Annotated in this window: 12 protein-coding genes; all 12 read right to left on the bottom strand. The window is 62.8% G+C overall.

What is annotated here, in order from left to right; translation table 11 throughout:
* Window positions 1-82 precede the first annotated feature (82 nt).
* The 12 genes from QMG46_RS12845 to QMG46_RS12790 all read right to left on the bottom strand — a co-directional run bounded on the left by QMG46_RS12845 (window position 83) and on the right by QMG46_RS12790 (window position 22135).
* Window positions 83-904, bottom strand: a complete 822-nt coding sequence (locus QMG46_RS12845; protein WP_281848227.1) for a ferritin-like domain-containing protein — start codon at window positions 902-904, stop codon at window positions 83-85.
* A gap of 58 nt (window positions 905-962) precedes the next feature.
* Window positions 963-2438 carry an amidophosphoribosyltransferase gene (gene purF / locus QMG46_RS12840; RefSeq protein ID WP_281848226.1) on the bottom strand — a complete coding sequence of 492 codons (1476 nt, stop codon included), beginning with the start codon at window positions 2436-2438 and terminating at the stop codon, window positions 963-965.
* Between the two features lie 12 nt (window positions 2439-2450).
* Window positions 2451-3206, bottom strand: a complete 756-nt coding sequence (locus QMG46_RS12835) for a CvpA family protein (protein WP_281848225.1) — start codon at window positions 3204-3206, stop codon at window positions 2451-2453.
* A 34-nt stretch (window positions 3207-3240) separates the two neighbouring features.
* The gene (locus QMG46_RS12830; RefSeq protein WP_281848224.1) at window positions 3241-4296 is read right to left on the bottom strand and encodes an SPOR domain-containing protein; all 1056 of its coding nucleotides are present in this window, start codon (window positions 4294-4296) and stop codon (window positions 3241-3243) included.
* Window positions 4297-4370: 74 nt separating this feature from the next.
* A complete protein-coding gene (folC, locus tag QMG46_RS12825) occupies window positions 4371-5648 on the bottom strand; it encodes a bifunctional tetrahydrofolate synthase/dihydrofolate synthase (protein WP_281848223.1) in 1278 nt (425 codons plus the stop codon).
* 15 nt (window positions 5649-5663) lie between these two features.
* The gene (locus QMG46_RS12820; RefSeq protein WP_281848222.1) at window positions 5664-6260 is read right to left on the bottom strand and encodes a GNAT family N-acetyltransferase; all 597 of its coding nucleotides are present in this window, start codon (window positions 6258-6260) and stop codon (window positions 5664-5666) included.
* Complete coding sequence (locus QMG46_RS12815; protein ID WP_281848221.1) at window positions 6257-6664, bottom strand: ketosteroid isomerase-related protein; 408 nt, start codon at window positions 6662-6664, stop codon at window positions 6257-6259. The genes QMG46_RS12820 and QMG46_RS12815 overlap by 4 nt, the downstream gene beginning before the upstream one ends.
* A gap of 50 nt (window positions 6665-6714) precedes the next feature.
* Window positions 6715-6873, bottom strand: a complete 159-nt coding sequence (locus tag QMG46_RS12810; RefSeq protein ID WP_281848220.1) for a hypothetical protein — start codon at window positions 6871-6873, stop codon at window positions 6715-6717.
* 319 nt (window positions 6874-7192) lie between these two features.
* On the bottom strand, window positions 7193-9526 hold the full coding sequence (locus QMG46_RS12805) for a heavy metal translocating P-type ATPase (protein ID WP_281848219.1): 2334 nt from the start codon (window positions 9524-9526) through the stop codon (window positions 7193-7195).
* Entirely contained in the window at window positions 9523-9945 is a 423-nt protein-coding gene (locus tag QMG46_RS12800) for a heavy metal-responsive transcriptional regulator (RefSeq protein ID WP_281848218.1), read from the bottom strand. Before QMG46_RS12800 ends, QMG46_RS12805 begins: the two co-directional genes overlap by 4 nt.
* A 66-nt stretch (window positions 9946-10011) precedes the next feature.
* Window positions 10012-11100 (bottom strand): alpha/beta fold hydrolase, encoded by a 1089-nt coding sequence (locus QMG46_RS12795; RefSeq protein ID WP_281848217.1) that lies wholly within the window; start codon window positions 11098-11100, stop codon window positions 10012-10014.
* A 169-nt stretch (window positions 11101-11269) separates the two neighbouring features.
* Entirely contained in the window at window positions 11270-22135 is a 10866-nt protein-coding gene (locus QMG46_RS12790) for an autotransporter-associated beta strand repeat-containing protein (RefSeq protein ID WP_281848216.1), read from the bottom strand.
* Window positions 22136-22332: the final 197 nt, after the last annotated feature.

The following is a 22332-nucleotide window of genomic DNA, read 5'->3' as shown; positions in this document are numbered from 1 at the left end:
CGCCCCCTCGGAGATTCGCCGAGGGGGCGCTTCGAGATATCTCCTGGTCGCATTTACCAAGGCCGCGAGCCAAGGCGCACTCTCAGGTAATCAGCGCCAATTGCGCAAGCGCAGCCATTTCCCCTTCATCAAACCCCGCTTCCAGTCGCGCAGCCACATTGAACGGCCCGCGAAGATTGCGCCCCATGTAGTCGCGCAACAAGTCCAGGAACGTCTCCCGCGGGTCGACTCCATCGCGTTCGCAGCAATGCCGGTACCAGCGACTACCCGCTGCGACATGCGCCACCTCTTCACGCAGAATCACTTCGAGTATCGCAATCGTGCGCTCGTCGCCCACGCCACGTAGCCGCTCGATCATGCCCGGCGTTACATCCAGGCCGCGTGCTTCGAGCACGCGCGGTACCAGCGCCATGCGCGCCGTATCGTCATGCGCGGTTTTCTCGGCCATTTCCCACAAGCCGTTATGCGCGTCGAAATCGCCGTAGCTGTGCCCCATCTCGGCAAGGCGCTCGCTGAGCATCGCAAAGTGTCGCGCCTCGTCGTTGGCACAGCTGGCCCAGTCGACGTAGTACGCATCGGGTTTGTCACGGAAGCGATAGACCGCGTCCCAGGCCAGGTTGATCGCGTTGAATTCGATATGCGCGACGGCATGGACCAATGCGGCGCGCCCTTCTTCGCTGCCCAGGCCGCGATGCGGCACCTGGCGCTGCGGGACCAGCAGTGGGCGCGCCGGACGACCAGGCGGACCAATCGGCTCGGGCGGCGGCGAATGAGGATCGGCACGCAACGCGCCAGCCTGCAACGCGGCCCAGGTTTCGCGGGTCAGTCGCAGTTTTTCGGTTGGATCCGTTGCATCGAGGCAGCGCTTCGCGGCCGTGTGCAGGTCGTTGGTCGATGAGATCAAGAGCCCCCCTCATCTGAAGCCTTCTCCCCCGGCAGAGCCAGGGGAGAAGGAGCAGAGCTTATGCCGTGCGGCGGGCTGCCTTGGCGTCGTCCGAGCGCAGCATTTCGATCTGCTGCAGGTAGCTGCGGTCCAGACCGGTGACGTACTCGCCGGAGAAGCAGGACGTGTCGAAGTGCTTGATCTTCTCGTTGCCGTCCTGCACGGCCCAGACCAGATCGGCCAGATCCTGGTAGATCAGCCAGTCGGCGCCAAGCATCTTTTCCACTTCTTTCTCGCTGTGGCCGGAAGCCACCAGCTCCGATGCGGCCGGCATGTCGATGCCGTACACGTTCGGGTAGCGTACCGGCGGCGCGGCAGAGGCGAAGTAGACGTTCTTCGCGCCGGCATCGCGTGCCATCTGGATGATCTGGCGCGATGTGGTGCCACGCACGATCGAGTCGTCCACCAGCAACACGTTCTTCTTGCGGAACTCCAGCTCGACCGGATTGAGCTTGCGGCGCACGGATTTCACGCGCTCGCCCTGCCCCGGCATGATGAAGGTACGCCCGATGTAACGATTCTTGACGAAGCCCTCGCGGAACGGCACACCCAATGTTTCGGCCAGGGCGCTGGCAGCAGTGCGGGCTGTGTCGGGAATCGGGATCACCGCCTCGATACCATGATCGGGGCGCTCGCGCAGGATCTTCTCGGCCAGCTTCTGGCCCATGCGCAGGCGCGCCTTGTACACCGACACGTTTTCGATCATCGAATCGGGACGGGCCAGGTAGACGTACTCGAAAATGCACGGCGCATGCGTCGCACCATCGGCGCACATACGCGTGAACAGCTGGCCGTCTTCGGTAATGAACACCGCTTCGCCCGGCGCCACGTCGCGCAGGCGCTTGAAGCCGAGGATATCGAGCGCCACCGACTCGGAGGTCACCGCGTATTCGCGACCTTCCGCGGTGACGCGCTCACCCAGCACCAGCGGGCGAATGCCATTCGGGTCGCGGAACGCCAGCAGGCCGTAGCCCAGCACTAGCGCAATGCACGCATAGCCACCGCGTGCGCGTGCATGCACACCGGCGACGGCCTTGAACATGTGATCGGGCGTCAATGCCATGCGGTCCTGGATCTGCAGCTCGTGCGCGAGCACGTTGAGCAGCACTTCCGAATCCGAATCGGTGTTGATGTGGCGGCGATCGTCTTCGAACATCTCGCGGCGCAGGGCCTCGGTATTGACCAGGTTGCCGTTGTGCGCGAACGCAATGCCATAAGGCGAATTGACGTAGAACGGCTGCGCTTCGGAAGAGCCTTCCGAACCGGCCGTGGGATAACGGCAGTGACCAATGCCGATGCGGCCGCGCAGCGGCATCATCGTGGTCTGACTGAACACGTCACGCACCAGGCCATTGCCCTTGTGCAAACGCAGTCGCGCACCGTCCACGGTGGCGATGCCGGCGGCGTCCTGGCCACGGTGCTGCAGCACCGTCAATCCGTCATAGAGCGACGATGCCACCTCGGTGGTACCGACTATGCCGATGATTCCGCACATGGTTGTTGCCTACTATTGAACTTGAAGAGGGTCGGGTCGATTGCTCGCGCCGTCCGAATTTGGCGTCGCGGGAACGGGTTGTGCCGAATTCTGTTGCTGCGGATACGGCTGGGCCTGGGGTTGGAATGTCTGGGCGCCAAACGGCGAACCCTGCTTCAGCTTTTCCATCCAGTTGTTGGGCAATTGATTGGGCATCTGCTTAGGCAGCTGAAAGTCCTTGGGCAGCTGAAAATTCTTCATGTCGATCTGCGGCACCTGCACCTTGTCCAGCAACTCGCCCGACTGCGCCACATAGTGGTTGACGTTCGCCGGCACCCGAGCGCCAAGCCAACCTGCCAACCCCTGGAACTGCGGCACCAGATTGGACTGTCGCCACCAGGATTCATGCACCAGCGCTGTCAAACTGAACAGGAACACCATAAATGCCACGATCAGCGCACCACGCGCAAAACCGAACACCATGCCCAGCATGCGATCCATGCCCGAAAGGCCGGTACGCCACATGATTCGGCTGATGATGGCGCGAATGATAGCGCCAACGATCAGCACACTCATCAGCACGCCGCCGTAGCCGATGAACAGCCGCGCCGTCGGCATCGACAGATACTGGCCAAGCCACGCTGCCACGGACGGACCGAAAGCCCAGGAAGCCCAGAACGCGGTTGCCCAGATCACCAGCCCCAACATCTCTGAAATGAGGCCTCGAAACAGTCCTATCAAGACTGAGATGCCCAGAATGCTCAGAATGATCCAGTCGACCCAATTCATCCGCCGCTACCCCCTGTCCTTGGCGATTCGGCGTTCAGGGCGCGCTGACCACGTTGCCGCTGATGCCGAGCTTGGTTTTGATCTGGTCACGAATCCGCACGGCGTCGTCACGCTGTGTCTGCGGGCCGGCACGTACGCGCCATAGCTGCTTGCCGCCAGCATTGACCGTATCCACGTAGCCGTCGAAACCATTGGCACGCAGTTTATCGCGCAACGCATTGGCATCGCCCTGGCTGCCCATCGCGGCCACTTGTACCGCCCAACCGCCGGCTCGCGGCGCGGCGGCCTTGGCCGGTGCGGCAGCGGCGGGAGCTGGAGCGGCCTCATCCTGGGACGGCGTGCTGGCTCCTGCTTCCAGGCGCGCCGGCGCCCCCGGAATGGCCTGGGTGATCTTCAGACGCGCCGCTTCGGCCGCGGCGCGCGATTCGAACGGACCGGCGGTGACCAAGGTCAGCGACTTGCCCGCCTGGTTGATCGGCTTGCTGGTCACTGGATAACCCAAGCCACGTACACGTTGCATCAGGCTCTGCGCGCTGGCACTGGAGCTGTAAGCGCTGAGGTTGAGCATGAAATGACCATGTGCCGCGGTCGCCGGCGCCTCCTGCTGCGTCGCCGCCGGGATCACCGGCGCCTGCGCGGCCGGCTTTGGTGCGGCTGCGGCCGGCGCACCTGGCTTCTGAATCTTGACCGCCGGCTCATTGGCCGGCTTGGTCTGTGCCGGGATCACCGGCTGCGCGGAACCGGGACGGGTCACCGTGGTGGGCTCGGGCTTCTGTCCGGCCTGCGGGTCGGTTTCCACATCGCGCGGGCGGTTGGAACCGATATTCACGGTAGCCAACTGGTCGGAGCTGGCCGGCACGGCCGTACCGGACACCGCCGGCTTGGGCGCCGCCGCTGCACTGCTGCCGGGCGCCACGCCAGGCGTCAGGCTCATGGTCTTGGTCTGCATGTCGCGATCGGGCGCAGGCGGGATAGCCAGGTCCACCGCTTTGTCGCCGCCGGTCGCCGGCGGGTTGCTGGAGAAAAACATCGGAACAAATATCACCGCCAAGGCAAACAGGACGGCGGCTCCCAGCAGGCGTGTTTTCAAGTCGGACTCCAATGCAACCGGCACACAACGGGCGCGATTATAGCCGGATGCACGCCGGCCCCGCCCGTGGCCCGTTACGCGGATTCAGCCAGCACTGCACTAGCCACGAAAAACGAGCCAAAAGCGAGCACCCGATCGCCCGGCTGCGCGACCGAACGCGCCGCAGCCAGCGCCTCACCCACACTCTCGTGTCGGTCGACCTTTGCGTCGGGCAGGACGGTACGAACACGGTCGGCCACCGCGTCGGCCGAAAGGCCGCGCGGCGTGTCCCGATCCAGCCCGGCCACATGCCAATGTGCGATGCGCTCGCCCAGTGCGGCGATGACGCCGTCGACATCCTTATCCGCCAATGCACCATAGACCGCATGCACGCGACCACCCCGGCTACGGTTCAGCCACTGCGCCAGTGCGCGCGCGGCCTGCGGGTTGTGGCCCACGTCGACGATCAGCTCCGGGTCGCCACCCAGCGATTGCAGCCGCGCGGCGATCTGTACCTGGCGAAGGCCCTTGGCCGCGATATCGGCAAAAACTTCCCTGTGCTGCCACGGCTCGTTGCCCGGCAGCGCGTACAGGGCAGCGATGGAGGACGCGGCATTGGCGTATTGCACGGGCGCGGCCAGTGCGGGATCGGGCAGGTTCAGCACCGTGCCATCGCTGTGGATCCAGCGCCAACCGTCTGCATCGCGCTGTACACGAAAATCGATCCCCGCACGCTGCACCTGCGCGCCTAGAGCGTGCAGCGTATCGAGCAGGCCCGCGGGCGGTGCATCCTCACCGACGATAGCCGGGCGCCCTGCCCGCGCAATACCGGCCTTCTCCCGGCCGATGCTGTCGCGGTCGTTACCCAGCCAGTCCATATGATCGAGATCGACCGTGGTAATCACCGCAACATCGGCGTCGACGATATTGATGGCGTCCAGACGACCGCCCAGCCCCACTTCCAGTACGGCGACATCCAGCCCGGCGCGGGCAAAGATATCCAGCGCGGCCAGCGTGCCGAACTCGAAATAGGTCAGCGGCAGTTCGCCGCGCGCCTGCTCGATCCGCTCGAAGCTGGCCACCAGCCGCTCATCGCTGGCGTCCGCGCCGTCGACACGGATGCGCTCGTTGTAATGCAGCAGGTGCGGCGAGGTGTAGCAGCCGACCTGCAAGCCGGCCGCTCGCAGCATGGCCTCCAGGAAAGCCACGGTGGACCCTTTGCCGTTGGTCCCGCCCACGGTAATGACATGACGCGCCACGCGCGGCGCGCCCATACGGCGCCATACCTCGCTGACCCGGTCCAGACCCAGCTCGATGCTGCGTACGTTGACGCGTTCCTGATACTCCAGCCATTGAGCAAGCGTGCGTGACATGTAGCCTTCTCTGCGTCAAACCGTTAACGGGCGCAGCCAGAAACGTAACCGGTGTTCGCTCTGCTCGCTGTCGCCCAGCTCGGTCCATTTTAGCGTGCAAAACATCGCGTCCTGCCGCTCGTAGCCGCGCTTGTGCCAAAACATGTCGTTGCTGCGATAGTCCGTTGGCCGGCGAGGATCGTCAATGGGACGCTCGATCGCGCAAAAGGCGGTCATCGCATAGCCACCCAGATGTTGCGCATGGGCCTCGCGTTCGTCGAAAAAGCGATGCCCCAGACCTTGCCCACGATACGCCGGCTGCAAGACGGACTCGCCGAAGTAATAAACGTCATCCACTGCGATGCCCCGCGCTCGAAATGGCTGATGAAATGCCTCGCCATCGTCCGATAGAGGGATACCCGTCGACGCGCCCACCACCTTGGCACCGTCCAGCGCCAGCACGAACACGCTGCGCGACGAGGCCGCATAGGCCTCCAGATAACGCCGCTCATAGGCGTCATCGCCTTCGTAGAGATAGGGATAATCGCGAAACACTTCGATGCGCAGGCGCGCCAGGTCGTCGACATACGGCGCCACCGCCGAGCCGACGCAGGTGACGACGCGAACGCTCATGCTCCGCCGACCTGGGCAATCCAGTCGTTGAGATTGTAGTAATTGGTCACGCGCGTGATGCGGCCGCCGTCGATGTCGAAGAACGCGCCACCGGGCAGCACATAACGCTGCCCCCTGGCCGGCGGCAACCCCTCGTCATCGGCAAGATACTCGCCGTGCACCACGTATTCGGTCGCAGCACGGCGGCCATCGGCCGATACCATGATCACGATGTCCTTGAGCTGTTCCCGATAGCTGCGCTGCATACGCGCGAGAAATGCCTCGAATGTGTCGCGGCCATGCTCGCGCGGCCCCTGATTGATATCGTGGGCCACATCGTCGCTCAGGCATTGGAGCATCCCGGCCCAGTCGCCGCTGTTGAATGCGGCGTAATACTGGGCGATCAACGTTTGCGTATCGGACATCGGCGCGCTTCCCTATGGACTCCAAGCGCGCAGTTTAAGCCATCGGGCGCTTACCAGTGGATGCCCGTTGCGCGCAGCGCCCAGTACATCCCAAATGCAGTCCAGAACATCTTCTTCAGCATACGCCCGGCCAGGAGCGCGGCCAGTACGCCGAGCAGCAGCGGCAGGTATTTATCGAACGTGCTGCGTGTGTCGTTGACGGTTTGCATGACGGTATCTCCCGCACCCCCATGGTGCTGGGAGAATGATGCGAAATTCGCGGGAGCGGCGGCAGCGGCGGACGTCAAGTGTTGGGAGTGACAGGCGTCATGCCTGGCTAGTCTGGAAAAGCGTCTTTTCTGCAAACCCGGCTTCAAGGAGCCTAAAAACCTTTCCTACTCGTCATCCCGGCGCAGGCCGGGATCTATTCCTCTGCGCAGATGCTTGCCATATGTCGCCTGACAAGCAGGAGTCGAGGAATGGATCCCGGCCTGCGCCGGGATGACGATGGATACGGAGGTTCACTCCAGAACTTCTTTTCAATCGCGGTTACTGCTGCCGATTCAACCGCAGCGCATTGCTGACAACCGAAACAGACGACAAGCTCATCGCCAAGGCAGCAAACATCGGTGACAACGTCACACCCAACCACGGATACAGCACACCCGCGGCCAACGGCACACCCACGGCGTTGTAGACAAAAGCGAAGAAAAGGTTCTGGCGAATGTTTCGCACCGTAGCTTGCGACAGGGTCAATGCACGCCCGATCGCCCCAATATCCGCCTTCATCAAGGTCAACTGCGCACTATGCATGGCGATGTCCGTTCCACTGCCCATGGCGATGCCGATATCCGCCACCGCGAGGGCCGGCGCATCGTTGATGCCATCGCCAGCCATGGCGACGCGACGTCCCTGCTTGCGCAATTGATCGATCACTTCGGCCTTGCCCGTTGGAGATACCTGGGCATGCACATCGTCGATACCGAGTTGACGTGCTACCGCCTGCGCCGTCGCAAGGTGATCGCCGCTCAACATGACCAGGTGCAAGCCACGATCACGCAACGAGGCGAGCGCCTCGACAGCGTTCTTGCGAATGCGATCGGTGATCGCAAGCAAGGCATTCGCCTGCCCATCCCGAACGAGCACCACGACCGTTGCGTCACCATCGCGACATGCCTGGACCTGTGCACGCGCGTCATCACTGAACACAGCACCTAGCGTCTCGACCCAGGCCGTGCTTCCAAGCGCAACCACACGACCGTCGATCTTGCCGCGTACACCGCCACCGGCCACCGCCTCGAAATCCTGCACGTCCGGCAAGCTCAAGTTCGCCTGTTCTGCGGCAGCCAACAAGGCATGCGCCAGCGGGTGTTCGCTGGAACGCTCGAGCGCCGCGGCCATGGCCAGTACGTTGTCTCTCGTCTCCTGGCCCAAGGTCACTATGCGATCGAGTGACGGCTTGCCCTCGGTCAAAGTACCGGTCTTGTCCAGCACCAGCGTATCGATGCCACGCAAGGCTTCGATCGCCGCGGCGTCCTTGAACAATACGCCTTCGCGTGCTGCTCGGCCGCTGGCCACCATGATCGAAATCGGCGTAGCCAAGCCCAGCGCACAGGGACAAGCAATGATCAGCACGGAGACCGCAGCCAACATCGCATGGACGAAGCGTGGCGAGGGCCCAAGCCACCACCAACTCGCGAATGCCAGTAACGCTGCGACGATCACGAGCGGCACGAACCAGGCTGCCACCTTGTCGGCCAGGCGCTGCGACGGCGCCTTGCTTCGCTGTGCCTGCGCGACTTGCGCGACGATCTGCGCCAGCAGAGTTTGCGCACCCACCTTTTCTGCACGCATGACCAGGGCGCCTTCCTGGTTGACCGTACCACCGGTCAACCCATCGCCCACCGCCTTGACGACCGGCAAGGGCTCACCGGTCAGCATCGATTCGTCGACATGACTGGCCCCTTCGAGCACGACGCCGTCGACCGGCAGTTTCTCACCGGGGCGCACGCGCAACCGATCACCCTGGCGCACCTGATCGAGCGGCACATCATGCTCGCCATGCGCATCGATGCGTCGCGCGGTCTTGGGTGCAAGACCCAGGAGAGCCTTCAAGGCATCGCTACTGCGGCGACGCGCGCGCGCTTCCAGCACGTCACCCAATGTCACCAGCGTGACGATGACCGCGGCGGACTCGAAATACACCGGTGCGCGACCATGCGCATCGAGCGTACCCGGCGGAAACAAACCGGGAAGACACAATGCAACCACGCTGTAGACCCAGGCCACGCCCGTTCCCAACGCAATCAAAGTGTACATATTCGGTCGCCATGGGCGCAGCGAGTGCCAGCCCCGCGCGAAGAAGCTTGCACCACCCCACAGCACGACCATACTTGCCAGCAACGCCTCGCCCCAACTCGCACCGATATCCCACGGCGAGGGCCAGTGCCAACCGAACAGATGCGGCCCCATCGACACGGCCACTACCGGCAGCGTCAAGCCGATCAATATCCACAGGCGACGCATCATCGCCACTGCTTCGCCATCGTCACCGGCATCCGCGCTTGGCAGCATCGGTTCGAGCGCCATGCCGCAGATCGGACAATGCCCCGGCCCCTCCTGCTCGATTTCGGGGTGCATCGGGCAGGTGTAGATGGCGCCCGGAGGCGCGGACTCGGCCTCATCTTGCTTGGGCTGCAGATAACGATCCGGCTCGGCGACGAACTTTTCCTTGCAGCGCGCGCAACAGAAATAGAACGTCTGGCCGGCGTGATCAGCCGTATGCTTGGCCGTCGCTATATCGACGGTCATGCCGCAGATCGGATCGGTCGCCTGCGCTGGAACATGTTGATGAGCACCACAGCAACTGTGCGTAGCGCTCATTCGGCAACGTCCTCATCGACCAGCGCACGCAGGATCGGACACTTGTCCGGCGAACCATGTCCCGGGCAGGCATCGACCAATTGCTCCAGACCGTTGCGCACACGCGTCAGCTCGGCGATCCGTGCATCGATCGCCGCCAGACGCTGTTCCGCGCGCTGCTTTACCGCCTTGACTCCGCGATGACGGTCGGCGGACAAGGCCAGCAGATCGCGAATTTCCTCCAGGGTAAAACCCAGATCCTTGGCGCGACGAATAAAGCGCAGCTGCCGCACCGCGCCCTCGTCGTAACTGCGATAACCCGACGCCCTCCGCTCCGGCTCGGGCAACAAGCCCTCGCGCTCGTAGTAGCGGATGGTGTCGATAGCCACGCCGACGCGCTTGGCGACGGCACCGATGGTGAGAGTGGGGTTTGCGTTCATGGAGCCAAGTCTAGACCATTGATCAAGGTCCAGAGTCAACCCCTTCCCCATTCGAGAACGCCCGCGCTATTTACCTTGAGTCAGCGGCAAAACTCGCTCGCGAAGCACCTTGTACTCGGCATCCACCACTTCCTGGTTCGGGTCATGCCCGGAATGCTCCAGCAGCACCCAGCCTTTCTCTGGCGCTTTGATGCTCTCGTAATACTGACCAGCCATCTCCGGCGGTGCCAGCAGATCGTGTGCGCCTTCGACAAAGAACATCGGAATAGCGAAATCCGTGCCCAGCTTCGGTAGGTCGACGTGTGACAGCATGCCGTCGCCGTGCATCCCGACGAAATTCAAGAAGGAATAATCTTCGCCGGCAGCGTAGTCTTCTTCGGCCTTGGCGGTCGTGTAGGCCGGTGCTCGATGCCAACTATCAGGCGGCGGCAAGGTGACCTTTGCTTCGTATTTTCGAATGATCCGGCGCACTTTCCCGAAACTGCGTGGATCGGTCCACGGCGGCGATCCGACCTGGTTGAGCACGGCGAGCGAATCTTTGTCGTTTTCTTTTGTAGCTAGCGCCATGAGCTTTTTATAGCTCGCCGCCTGGGTCGCTACCGAATTGACTACCTGGGACGTACCCACGTACGCGTAAAACAGTTCCGGATGCGCCTTGACCATGTGCACGGCAAGGATCGAGCCCCAGGAGCTGCCCCACAAGATGACCTTGCGCTTTCCGTATCGCTTGGCAAGGTAGGCAGCCAGTTCGTTGCCGTCTTGCGCCATCCGCTCGATGGTCAGTTTTTCATCTGGCGCCGGCGGACTGCGGCCATAGGTCATGCCCGATCCGCGCTGATCCCACTGAACGACGATGAAGTCACGCTGGCCAGCGCCGTAGACGCTATCGGAAATGCCGCTGAGGGGATTGCCGGGGCCGCCGCTGATGAAGAGAAGAACCGGGTTGGCGCAGCTATCTCCCTTGGCCGTCACCCACTGCTCGATGCCGCCGATGACGACAAAGCCAGCATCGTCGACCTTGGCCGGCTTGCCCCTGCACGAGGGCGAAAGGCTTTCGTTGCGTGCCGCACTGTGTGCAGGCGCATCGGCGGACATCGAAAATGATCCGCACACAACGAATGCCAGCCCCAGGGCCAGCGCGATCCCTTTCATCATGATGTATTCCCACGTCATGGCTGGCATGCCATGTGAGACGGAATATATCCCGGTTGCGAATAAAGGCCTCATCTGCGGGCAACATCGCTACCCTGGCAGATTGCGTCTGGCGGCCCATTCGGATCTCCGCCAGACGCAACCTGCCGATACGCAGCTCCCACCGCTTGCATTACCAGCGCATGCGGAACCCGAGCGTGCCATTCAACGCATGGCTGTCGCCGAAGTTATCCAGCCCCGTCTGCGCCTGCACTTCGCCATACACGGAGTAACGACCGTCGGCCCAATCCAGCGAGCCGCCCAGACCAAAGCCGCCCCAAAGCCGCTCGTTGCGGGTGGTGAAGTCGGTGCCGGCCACGGCCACGCGCGAACCATCGCCGAGAGTCCGGTACAAGTTGGCAATGGCGTACAAGTGCGTCGCGACTGAGCCGTACGAGCCCTGGTGGGCTTGGCGATAATCGATCGTCACGCCGAGGCGCCCGGTCGTCGTGCCGCTCTGCTTCTGCGACACCTGTGCGCCGAAGGCATCGGTGAAGTTGTCGAACTCGGCATTGCCATAGCTCACCTGCGCCTGCGGCACGAGCGACCATTGATCGCCCAGGCGCAACCGCTGCCCCACTTCCACACCCGCGACGTAGCCGCTGCCCTTGTTGTCGTCCTTCAGCAGCTGCGCGAGCGTGGTTGAACGCAGGTCGGTATCGAAGCTCGTCCAGCGAACCTGGCCGTCGACATAGAAGTTGTTCTCGCCATACCACGTGAGCGAGCCGCCTACGCCATAGGCATTGGTCTTGAGCCGGCCTTGCCCGTAGATGGAACTCGCATTCGACTGATAGCGACCGTATTGCAGCGTGCCGCCGGCAACCAGCTTGCCGCTTTCGCCTTCGCTCACCGTGGCGTCGATACCCGCCTCGGACTTCCAGGCCGAGATGTCGTAGTTCGTACCGCTGGTGGTGATGTCCGGCTTGATCGTCTGGTCGCCACTTTCCACGCGCATCCACAGGCCTTCGCCGGGACTCATATTGTCCGCGACTTCGTCACCTGCCCAGACGCGGTTGCCGGTGCGCTGGAACAGGCTCTCCGGTGCATTGATCTGCTGCAGGATGCCGGCATAGGCCTCGTACAACGGCACACCGGGCTGATACAGCGGCGGCGTGGTTGTGGTGCCCGAACCGTCGAGCAAGGCCGAACGTAGATACCAGTCGCCATCGCTCGGGTTCGCATCCGTACCCTTGTAGAGACGATACGCATAGGCGCCTGCAACCACCGCCTGGTCGCCCTGGAACACGTAGTCGCCCTGCAATGCAAAGCTGCCGTTGGACGCGCCCTGCACATCGATCAGCTTGATGCCTTGCGTGGTCTGTGCACCTGCACCACCGACGTTGTTCACGTGCACCGTGGTGTTGCCCGAGGTGCTGCCGGCAACTACCAACTGATCCGTGGCCGAGCTGTCGTCGCCAAGCGCAGTGTTGAAATTCAACGTACCGCCCTGCCCGACGTAGTCGCCCTTCACCGTCAAGGTGGTGCCAGGCGCGGTGCCGAAATTCACCGTACCCGCATGGGTAAGCGAAGCCACCGTCTGTGCATGGCCGCCCAGGTCCAGCGTGCCGGCCTGTTGCACCGTAAATGCAGACGATGCATTGAACGCGCCATCCACCGCCGCACTCAAGCTACCTGCGCTTACCGTGGTGGCACCGCTGTAACTCGACGCGCCACCCAATACCAGCGTACCGGCGCCAGTCTTGGTGAGGCTGCCGATGCCACCGATGCCGCTATTGAACGTGAGCGTGGTGCCGTCATCGGTGTCGATGGTGGCCGCGCCACCCAGTCCTATCGTGCGGCTCGTCGCAAAGCTGCCAGTAGTGTGCAGCGTTGCATCGTCGATCGAGAGACTGCCCGATGCCAGACCGAGGTTGCCGTCGTTTGCCACCTGCAGCGTACCGGCGTGGACATCGGTGCCGCCGCTGTATGTGTTGGCGCCGGTGAGTACGAGAGTACCCAGGTCGTCCTTCACCAACATGGCGCTGCCAGTCAGTGCAGAGTCGATGGTGGCAGTCATGCCGGTTCCAGCAGCAGTGCCGTCGCCCACACGAATGGTAGCGGCGCTGCCCGTCAGTTCGATGGAGCCGCCTGTGAGGTGATAGCCATCGGTCTGGAACTGCATGCCCGATGCGCTCACCTGCCCGTTGGCGTCATCCACCGTCACCGTACCCGCGGTACCGCCGAAGACGGCAAACGATCCGTTGGAATACGGCGCATTGATGGTGCCGGTTGCCTCGGTCCAGGAGTCGTTGTCCGCCAGTCGCCATGTGCCGTCGCCACCATTGATCGCGCCATCGTTGGCGTGACCTGGGCCATCCCAGAAGCTGAGCGTCAGTCCTTGCGTGCTCACCAGATTGACCTGATTGGCCAACGAAGTCTGCACGAACACATCCGTGCCGGGCAGCGTGCCCAGCGAAAGCCCGTTGTCGGTCAGCGTGCCGTCATAGCTGAAGATTCGGTACACACCGGCACCGAAGCTGCCACCTGCCGTAGTCGCCACATTGAGCGTGCCGTCCAGGGTGAGATTGCCATGCACCACGGTGAGGTCGTTCGATGCACCGCCCGGCGTGCCGGCCTGACCGAGCTCGTAGTTGAGCGTCGAGTTCGCTCCAAGCGCCAGGTTGCCATTGATGGTGAGCGTACCGGCCGCTCCCGCTGCTGCACCCGGGCTCAGCGTGCCCCCATCGGCAATCGTCACGTCGCCGCCGATGATGCCCGTGCCGCCAATCGTGCCGCCGCTCTGCACCGTCGTCGCGCCGGTAGCGGCCGTCTGATCGCCATTGATCAACAACGTGCCGCCCTGCACCGTGGTTGCACCGGTATAGGTGTTAACTCCGGTCAGCACCGTCGTACCGCTGCCAACCTGCGTCAAACCGCCCGTGCCGGAGATCTGGCCGTCGAACGCATGGACGTCCGAACGATTGAAGGCCAGCGTACCGTTGTCGGCGACATCGCCGAGTATCGAGCCGGTCGTACCACCCTCGCCCAACTGCAACGTGCCGCCGCTGATGGTCGTATTGCCGGTGTAGGTGTTGTCACCGGCCAGCACCAGGGTGCCCAGGTCCGTCTTCGTCAGACCATCGGTTCCCTGCAGCTCGGAGGCGATCGTTGCCGTCATGCTCGCGCCGAGCGTCGTGCCATCGCCTACGCGAATCACCGGCGCGTTACCGCCGGTACCTACCAACGCAATCGGGTCGCCTTCCACGCGGTAGCCGTCGGTCGCAAACTGCATACCCGAGGTGTTGATCGCACCCAAACTGGTATCGACCGTCACCGTGCCGGCCGCGCCAGCGAAGATTGCAAAGGTGCTGTCCTGGTACGAGGCGTTGATCGAACCATTGAGGTTCGTCCAGTTGTCGTTACCTGCGGTGTTCTGCCAAACGCCGTCGCCACCCTGCACTTGACCGTCGCCGCGCGCACCGTTGCCATCCCAGAAATTAACGCTCAGGCCGTTGGTATTGACCAGATTCACCTGCTGCGCGATTGAAGTTTGCAGGAAATAGTCCGGCGAAGGCACCGAACCGATGCTCAGGCCGTTATCGGTCAACGTGCCGCCGTAGCTCATGATCCGATAGATACCCGGATCGAACGAACCGCCCGAGGACACTGACACGTTGAGGTTGCCGTCGAGCGTGAGATCGCCGCCCACCTGCACCAGGTCATTGAGCGGACCGCCCACGACATTGGCCTGACCGAAGTCGACGTTGAGGTTAGACGCGCCGCTCATGGCGAGGCTGCCCTTGATGGACAGCGTACCCGGAGCCGTGCCGACATTGCCGGGACTGAGCGTGGCGCCATCGGCTAGATTGACGTCACCACCGATAACGCCCATGCCACCCAGCGTGCCGCCGGCATCAACCGATGTCGCGCCCGTTGCCGCCGTCTGGTCGCCATTGACGATCAGGCTACCGGCACGAACGGCCGTCGGACCGGTATACGTATTGGCGCCCGACAGCACCGTGGTACCGCTGCCCTGTTGCTCCAATGAGCCGCTACCGGAAATCGCCCCTGCAAACGCTGACGTATCGCTCCGATCGAAAACCAACGTACCGTTGTCGACGATATTGCCGATCACCGAACCGGCCGTGCCACCGTTGCCTAGCTGCAAGACGCCGCCCGAGATCGTCGTGCCACCGGTGTAAGTGTTGTTGGCGGCAAGAACCAGCGCGCTGCCGCCATTCTTGGTCAATGCGCCCGTACCGCCGATCGCGCTGGACAGCGTCAAGTCGCCCTGCGTATTGAACGTGCCGCCTCCGTTGCCCAGTGTCACATTGCGTGCGGACGTGAACGCCGCGGTGTTCAGCAGGGTGCCGCCATCGAGCGATAGCGCACCGGAGGCATCACCGAGGTTGGCATCGCTGGATACCGAAACCGTACCGCCATCGATGGCCGTGCCGCCGGCGTACGTATTGGCGCCACCCAAGGTCAACGTACTGGAGCCAATCTTGGTAAGCGCACCGGCGCCCACAATGGCGTGTGTGAGATTCAGGTCATCCTGGGTATCGAACGTCGCACCGCCTTGATTGATCGTGATGTCGCGCGCGATAAGGAATGCCCCGGTATTGCGCAGCGTGCCGCCATCGAAGCTGAGCGTGCCCGCGGCAAAACCAAGACTGGAATTGCGCGATACCTGCAGCACACCGCCATTGATCGCGGTACCACCGGTATAGGTATTGGTGCCCTCGAGCACCAGCGTACCGAGATCGTCTTTCTCCAATCCACCCGTGCCGATCAGCGCCGAGCCGATGACCGCCGTCATGTTCGCACCCGCCGCAGTACCGTCGCCCACGCGGATGATCGCCGTTCCGCTGTTGAGCGTGATGGCATCGCCGATGACGTTGTAACCGCTCACCGCAAACTGCATGCCCGAACTAGTCACCGCACCCAGGCTGCCATCGACCGTCACCGTACCGGCCGTACCCATGAAGATGCCAAACTGGCCATTGGCATAGGGCGCATTGAACTGTCCCGTCTGGTCGGTCCAGTTGTCATTGCCCGCAGCGCTCTGCCAGACACCGGTGCCGCCATCGACGGTGTTGTTCGCGTGGCCGTTGGGGCCATCCCAGAAGTTGAGCGACAGGCCATTGCTGTTGAGCAGGTTGACCTGATTGGCCACCGACGTCTGCACCTGGAAGCTGCCGGCCGGCGTGCTGCCGAGCGTCAGGCCCTCGTCATTGAGCGATCCGTCGTAACTGATGATGCGATACAGACCGGGGCCAAAACTGCCGCCCGGCGTGGCCGATACATTGAGCGTGCCATCCAGCGTAAGGTTGCCATGCACCACGGTCAGATCGTTGAGCGTGCCGCCGACCACGTTGGCCTGGCCGAACTGGTAGTTCATCGCCGAACCGCCGCTCAGCGCCAAGCTACCGTTGATGGTCAGCGTACCGGCGGCTCCCGTATCGCCGGGACTCAGCGTGCCGCCATCGGCAATCGCCACATCGCCGCCGATCGTACCCTTGCCGCCCAGCGTGCCGCCGATCTGTGCCACGGTGGCGCCGGTCGCGGCCGATTGATCGCCGTCGATCAGCAGCATGCCGGACTGCACTGTCGACGAGCCCTTGTAGCTGTTGGCCGCCGTCAACACCGTCGTGCCGCTACCGCTCTGTGTCACGCCGCCGTTACCCGAAATCGAGCCGGCAAACGTATAGACGTCCGAACGATCGACCGCCAACGTGCCGTTGTCGACCACGTTACCCACGATGGAGCCGTTCGCACCGCCATTGCCCAGCTGCAGCGTACCCGCGCTGATCGTCGTGCCTCCGGTATAGGTTTCGGTAGAAGTCAGCACCGTCGTACCGGTACCGGACTGCACCACGTCGCCGGCGCCGGAAATGGTGCCGGCCAGCGTCATCGTGTCGGAGCGATCGAAGCCCAGCGTGCCGGCCGTGTCGACGATGATGGTCGCGCTGGCAATCGAGCCGGTGGTGCCGCCGTTACCCAACTGCAGCAGACCGTTATTAACCACGGTGTTGCCGCTGTAGGTATTGGTACCGGTCAGCAACCAGGTGCCCGCATCGTTCTTGGCCAACGTGGTAATGCCACCCGAACCGTCGATGATCGTGCCACCCATCGTGTTGTTGCCGGTATTGGTGCCACCGAGGCCGAGCGTACGATTGCCGTTGCCGGCATAGGCTGCCGAACCGGTATTGCTGAAAACGATCGCGCCCGTACCGGACGATTCGATCACGCTGCTCCCCGTCGACAACGTAAACAGACGGTCGGTCGTGTCGCCGGTGCCGGTGTAGCGCAACGTCGCGCCGCTGCCGATCACCAGATTGGCAGCGGCATTCGACGAGGAGCCGATACTGCTTGCCTGGCCGCCATTGTTGAGATGATCCACGCCAAGCACACCGCCGGTGATGGTAGTGACGCCGGTATATGTGCTGGCCGCGTTGCGCAGGATCCATGTGCCGGTGCCGGTCTTGCTGAGCGACGTTTTGCCCGTGCCATTGTCGGTGATCTGCAAGGCCAGACTGTTATTGTCGGCACTGGTGCCGGTGAGCGTAACCGTCTGCGCCGAGTTGGCGGCGCCGCTGAACGCGATTGCCGCGGTATTGGTGAACTGCACCGCACCCGTGCCAGAAGCATTCAGCGCACTGGCGGCCGCTCCAAGAGTGAACAGGCGATTGGTGGTATTGCCTGCGCCCACGTATTGCAGCGTGCCCCCGTTGAGCACGAGGTTGCCAGCGGTATTGCTTGACGCGCCGATGGAACTGGCAGCGCCTCCGTCGGCAAGTACGTTCATCTCGAGCGTGCCGCCGTTAACGGTAGTGGTGCCGGTATAAGTGCTGCCCGCACCGGACAAGTACTGGATGGCCGCGCCACTTTTCACCAGATTGCCACTGCCGGTAATGGTGCCGGCGTAGGTGGCACTGGTCACCGCATTGCTGCCGCTCGTCACGGTGAGCGTGGTGCTGCTGAGGTTGCCTAGGTCAATGTTGCCACCCGTGGTACCACCGCCGGAAAGGTAGCTGACCTGGGTATTGAAATCGTTGAGGTCCAACTGTACGCCGGCGGTGTTGTCCAGGAGCATGTAACCGCTGCCAAAGGCATTGGTTGTCCCAGCAACCAGGGTGCCGCCGCGAATGTAAGTACTGTTCGCATTCGCATTGGTACCGCTCAAGACCAGCGTACCCAATCCTGTCTTCTGCAACTGCTGGGAACCCACGATCGCTCCGCTGATTCCCAGCGTGGTGGTGGCATTGCTGACGTTGATTCCGGCGATGCCAGTAAGCTGAATTCCGCGGTCGATGTTGACGCTGGCACCGGTATAGATCAGCGAGCCGGACATCATGAGATTGGAAGACAAACTGCTGGACGCACCGATGCCGCTGGGCTGGCCACCGTTCGCCAGGCAATCGGTGGTGATGGTGCTGTTCACAAGCGTGGTTGGGCCGGTATAGCTGTTGCCACAACCGTTCATGGTCTGCGCGTGGCCAGCGATGACCGACACGCCACCCACGCCACTGATGCTGCCCGAGAATGTACCGTTGCCGTTGATCTGCAGTAGACCGCCGGCGCCTACCGCGACGTTGCCAGCGCCATTCAGCCCCGCTACCTGGGGCTGAAAGGTGGATACGTTCAGCGTGGCACCGGCATTGACGGTCATGGGACCGACGCCAAAAGCCTGATTGGAACCGGCCTGCAAGACGCCTGCCGCAACGGTGGTGCCGCCGCTGTATGTGTTAGCGCCGGAAAGCACGAGAGTGCCTGCACCATCCTTGGATAAATTGCCTGTACCCACCACGGTGCCACTATCGGTCAGCGTGGTGCCTGCAGTGTCGACATCGACATGACCGGTGCCCCCAGCGAGCGTGAAACCGCGATCGGTCGTCATCGTGGCGCCGGTGTATTCCAGCCCGCCTCCGGTTTGCAGAATCAAGCTGGAAGGGGCGTTGCTGCCCGCGCCGATGCCGCTCGTCTGGCCGCCGAGGGCCAATATGCCGGTTGACAGCAGCCCATTGCTGACCGTGACTGGGCCGACGAAATCATTGGCCGCATTGGACAGCGTCAGCGTGCCAGTACCTGACTTGGTGAAGCCGGCATCGTCCGGGCTGGTAACCACGCCACTGAAGGTAAGGTTAGTGGTGCCATCTACCTGGATCGTCCGCGACGGACCGCCGTTGACCAGGGTGAAACCGCGATCCGTACTGGCCGTGGCGCCAGTGTAATGCAGCGTGCCGTTCTCGATAATCAGGTTGGACGAGTCGTTGCTCGATGCACCGATCGCACTTGCCGCGCCGCCATTGGCGACGGAGTTAAATGCCAGCACGGCACCGCTCACCGTGGTCGAACCGCTATACGTGTTGGCGCCCAGGAGCGCCACTGCGCCGGTACCTTGGCCGCCCACGATAAAGCTGGTAGCGCCGCCGTTGTCGACCACCGTCGAACTGATATTGAAGGTGCCGGAGCTGTTCTGCAGCACTCCGAGCGGGCTGCCGCCCGCGCCACCGGTGACGGATCCACCCTGAATTGTCTGCGAAGCGGTGCTGGTGGAAGGCGCCACAATGATGCTGCCGTCCACGCTGAGCGTATTGCCAGCGCTCACATTCACGATCGAGCCAGCGGCCGCGGCATATTTGAGGCCACCCAGCGCGACGCTACCGTTCACCGTCCCGAAATACGGTGTGTTGGGGTTGCCGCCCTGATCGCTGACGATGTCGCCGCCTACCCACTGACTGGCGTCGTCCTTGTTCGCATAGTTGGTGAAAGCAGTAATGACGCCACCGGTCACCTGCGCGTAGTCGGTTCCGTTGACCGTAGCCCAGCCACCAAGCGCACCGTCCGCATGCGTAGTGGTCATGGTGGTGCCGGTATTGAAGCCGAAATCGACCAGACCGCCACTGCGATTGATCGCGCCCAGCGAGACTCCCATGCCGCCGGCGCCTGCGGTCGCGCTGATGCGGTTGTTGCCTGCGGTGACGTTGAGGCCATTGAAAGCCTGCGTATTGGCTGCCGTACCGCCCTTGATGGAAAGCGTGCCACCACTCAGATTGAGCGTGGAACTACCGCTGATGATGTTGCTCGCCGGCGCACCTGCCACGGAAAAGTCCAGCGCCAACGTACCGCCGCCGATGGTGGTGGCGCCGGTGTAGGTGTTGGCTCCCGTCAGCGTCTGCGTACTCGCGCCAAGCTTGGTGAAACTGCCGGTACCGCCAATGCTACCGGCATACGACGTACTGCCCGACGTGGCATTGACGGTGAGCGAACCATTGCCCAGATCCACACTGCCGCCGGTGCCCGCCAGCGTAGGCACGATAATGGACTGATCATTGATGTCGAGCGTGCCGCCGTTGACGACCAGGCCTTTCGATGCACCGAACGCATTGGCACTGCCTGCAGTCAGCGTGCCGCTTTGCACCGTGGTCGTGCCGACGTAGGTATTGGCACCGCCGAGGACCCAGTTGCCGGAGCCGTTCATCACCACATTGCCGGTGCCGCTGATGGCACCGGCATAGTTGTTGGTACCGGTATAGCTACCACCCAGGGTTATCGTGGCGCCTGTCGTGAAAACACCTGCGCCCGTAAGCGATAACCCGCCTGTACCATCGTTGGCGATGGTGCTGGCGCCAACCAGGCTGTAGATGCGATTGGTGGACGTTACGCCTCCCGTATAACGCAGCGTGCCATTCTGCAACACGATGTTGCCAGCAGTTCCGGTGCCCAGCGAGCTGGCTGTGCCACCATCGGCCAATACGGGCGCGTACACGGTGATGGTGGTGATGAAGTTGGGACCACCGTAGGTATTGGCGCCACCTAGCGTAATGGCGTGCCCGGCCGTACCGGTATAGGTGACTGGACGCGACGACGTGGGAGCACTGATCACCCCAAGCAGTTCCATGTCGGCCGTGTTGGCGGAGAAATTCTGGCCCGTTGTATTGGCGCCACTCAGCAGGATGTCGCCATTAAGGATCAGCGTGCCGGTACCGATGTTGACCAGCGCCGTACCGCCGCTGGACGTGTTGCCGAAGGTGAAGCCTCGGTTGGACGTGTCGCCGGTGCCGCCATAGTTCAAGGTGCCGCCCAGACCACCGCCAGCGTTCACGACTACGATACCGTTGGCTGCCGTGGTCGGCGCTCCCAGTGAGCTGGCCTGACCCAGATTGCCGATGGACGTGAAGCCATAGGTACCGCCGCTATAAAACACCGTCTGACCGGTGTAATCGTTGGCAGCGTTCCTCATGGTGACGCCACTACTGGCGTCCAGCACGCCAGCGCCCGTAAACCGGGCGTACCCGACACCGGTACCCGCAATGAAAGCGTTAGTGCCGCCCAGCGTCACCACGCGGCTACTGGCCAGCGGTGCGGTAGCGGTGAGGGTCGTTCCAGTGGCCAGGGCAACGCCGTTGCTTGCATTGCCGAGGGCAGCGTCACTGGCGACAGTCAGCTGGCCGAGATTGACATTGACGCCACCGCTGAAAGTGTTGGTTCCACCCAATTGCAGTATGCCACCCGCGTTCTTGGTGAGCCCTGCATTGCCGGCAATGACGGAGTTGATCGTAGCGTTGCCCGAAATGCTGGGCGTCGTACCGGCCAGCGTGAGCGTGCTGCCGTTGAGAATGTAACCGTTCACCGAGAAAGTGAGCGCATTGACGGTGATCGGCGTCGACAACGTCACCGTACCGGCCGTGCCGGCGAAGATGGCGTTATCGAGCGCCGCGTTGTTCCACGCGGTAAAAGGACCGGCGACGCCATCGTTCGCGGCATTCCAATACGCCGACAGCGTATCCCAGGTGCCGGTACCGCCACTGCCCGCCGAGCCACCATTGACGTCCCAGTAACGGTCGGTCGCCAACGTCGCGGGCGCGTACAACGCCGCGAGCGCCGCCAACATACCCAGGCGCAACGTCAACGGTGCGAGTCGCGATGAAGAGCGATCATCCGTGCCGCCTGCACTGGAACGTCCGCGTCCTTTGCCGTGCCTGCCCGTCAGTTCCGACGCCACCACCCATGTATTGAGTGCTGTGGACCAGACGATGCGGAATACTCGGTTCATCACTTTCCCCTGTGGATATCAAACGAATACGGACTTGGCTGGAGACATGGCTGCATGAAGATCCGCCCGGGAGCGGCTCATGCAAGGCAAGCGGTGTGTAGGGACCACGAATGCGGCATGCGACGGATGCGTGCATCGCGCAGGCAAATGACACCCGACAGGTGTGCGAAGGCGATTGCGCGGAATATGGCGGCGAG

It is taken from the genome of Dyella sp. GSA-30 (genome assembly GCF_027924605.1).
GTDB lineage: Bacteria > Pseudomonadota > Gammaproteobacteria > Xanthomonadales > Rhodanobacteraceae > GSA-30.
Note: the sequence above shows the minus strand (reverse complement) of the source record. Positions and strands in the feature narration are given on the sequence as shown.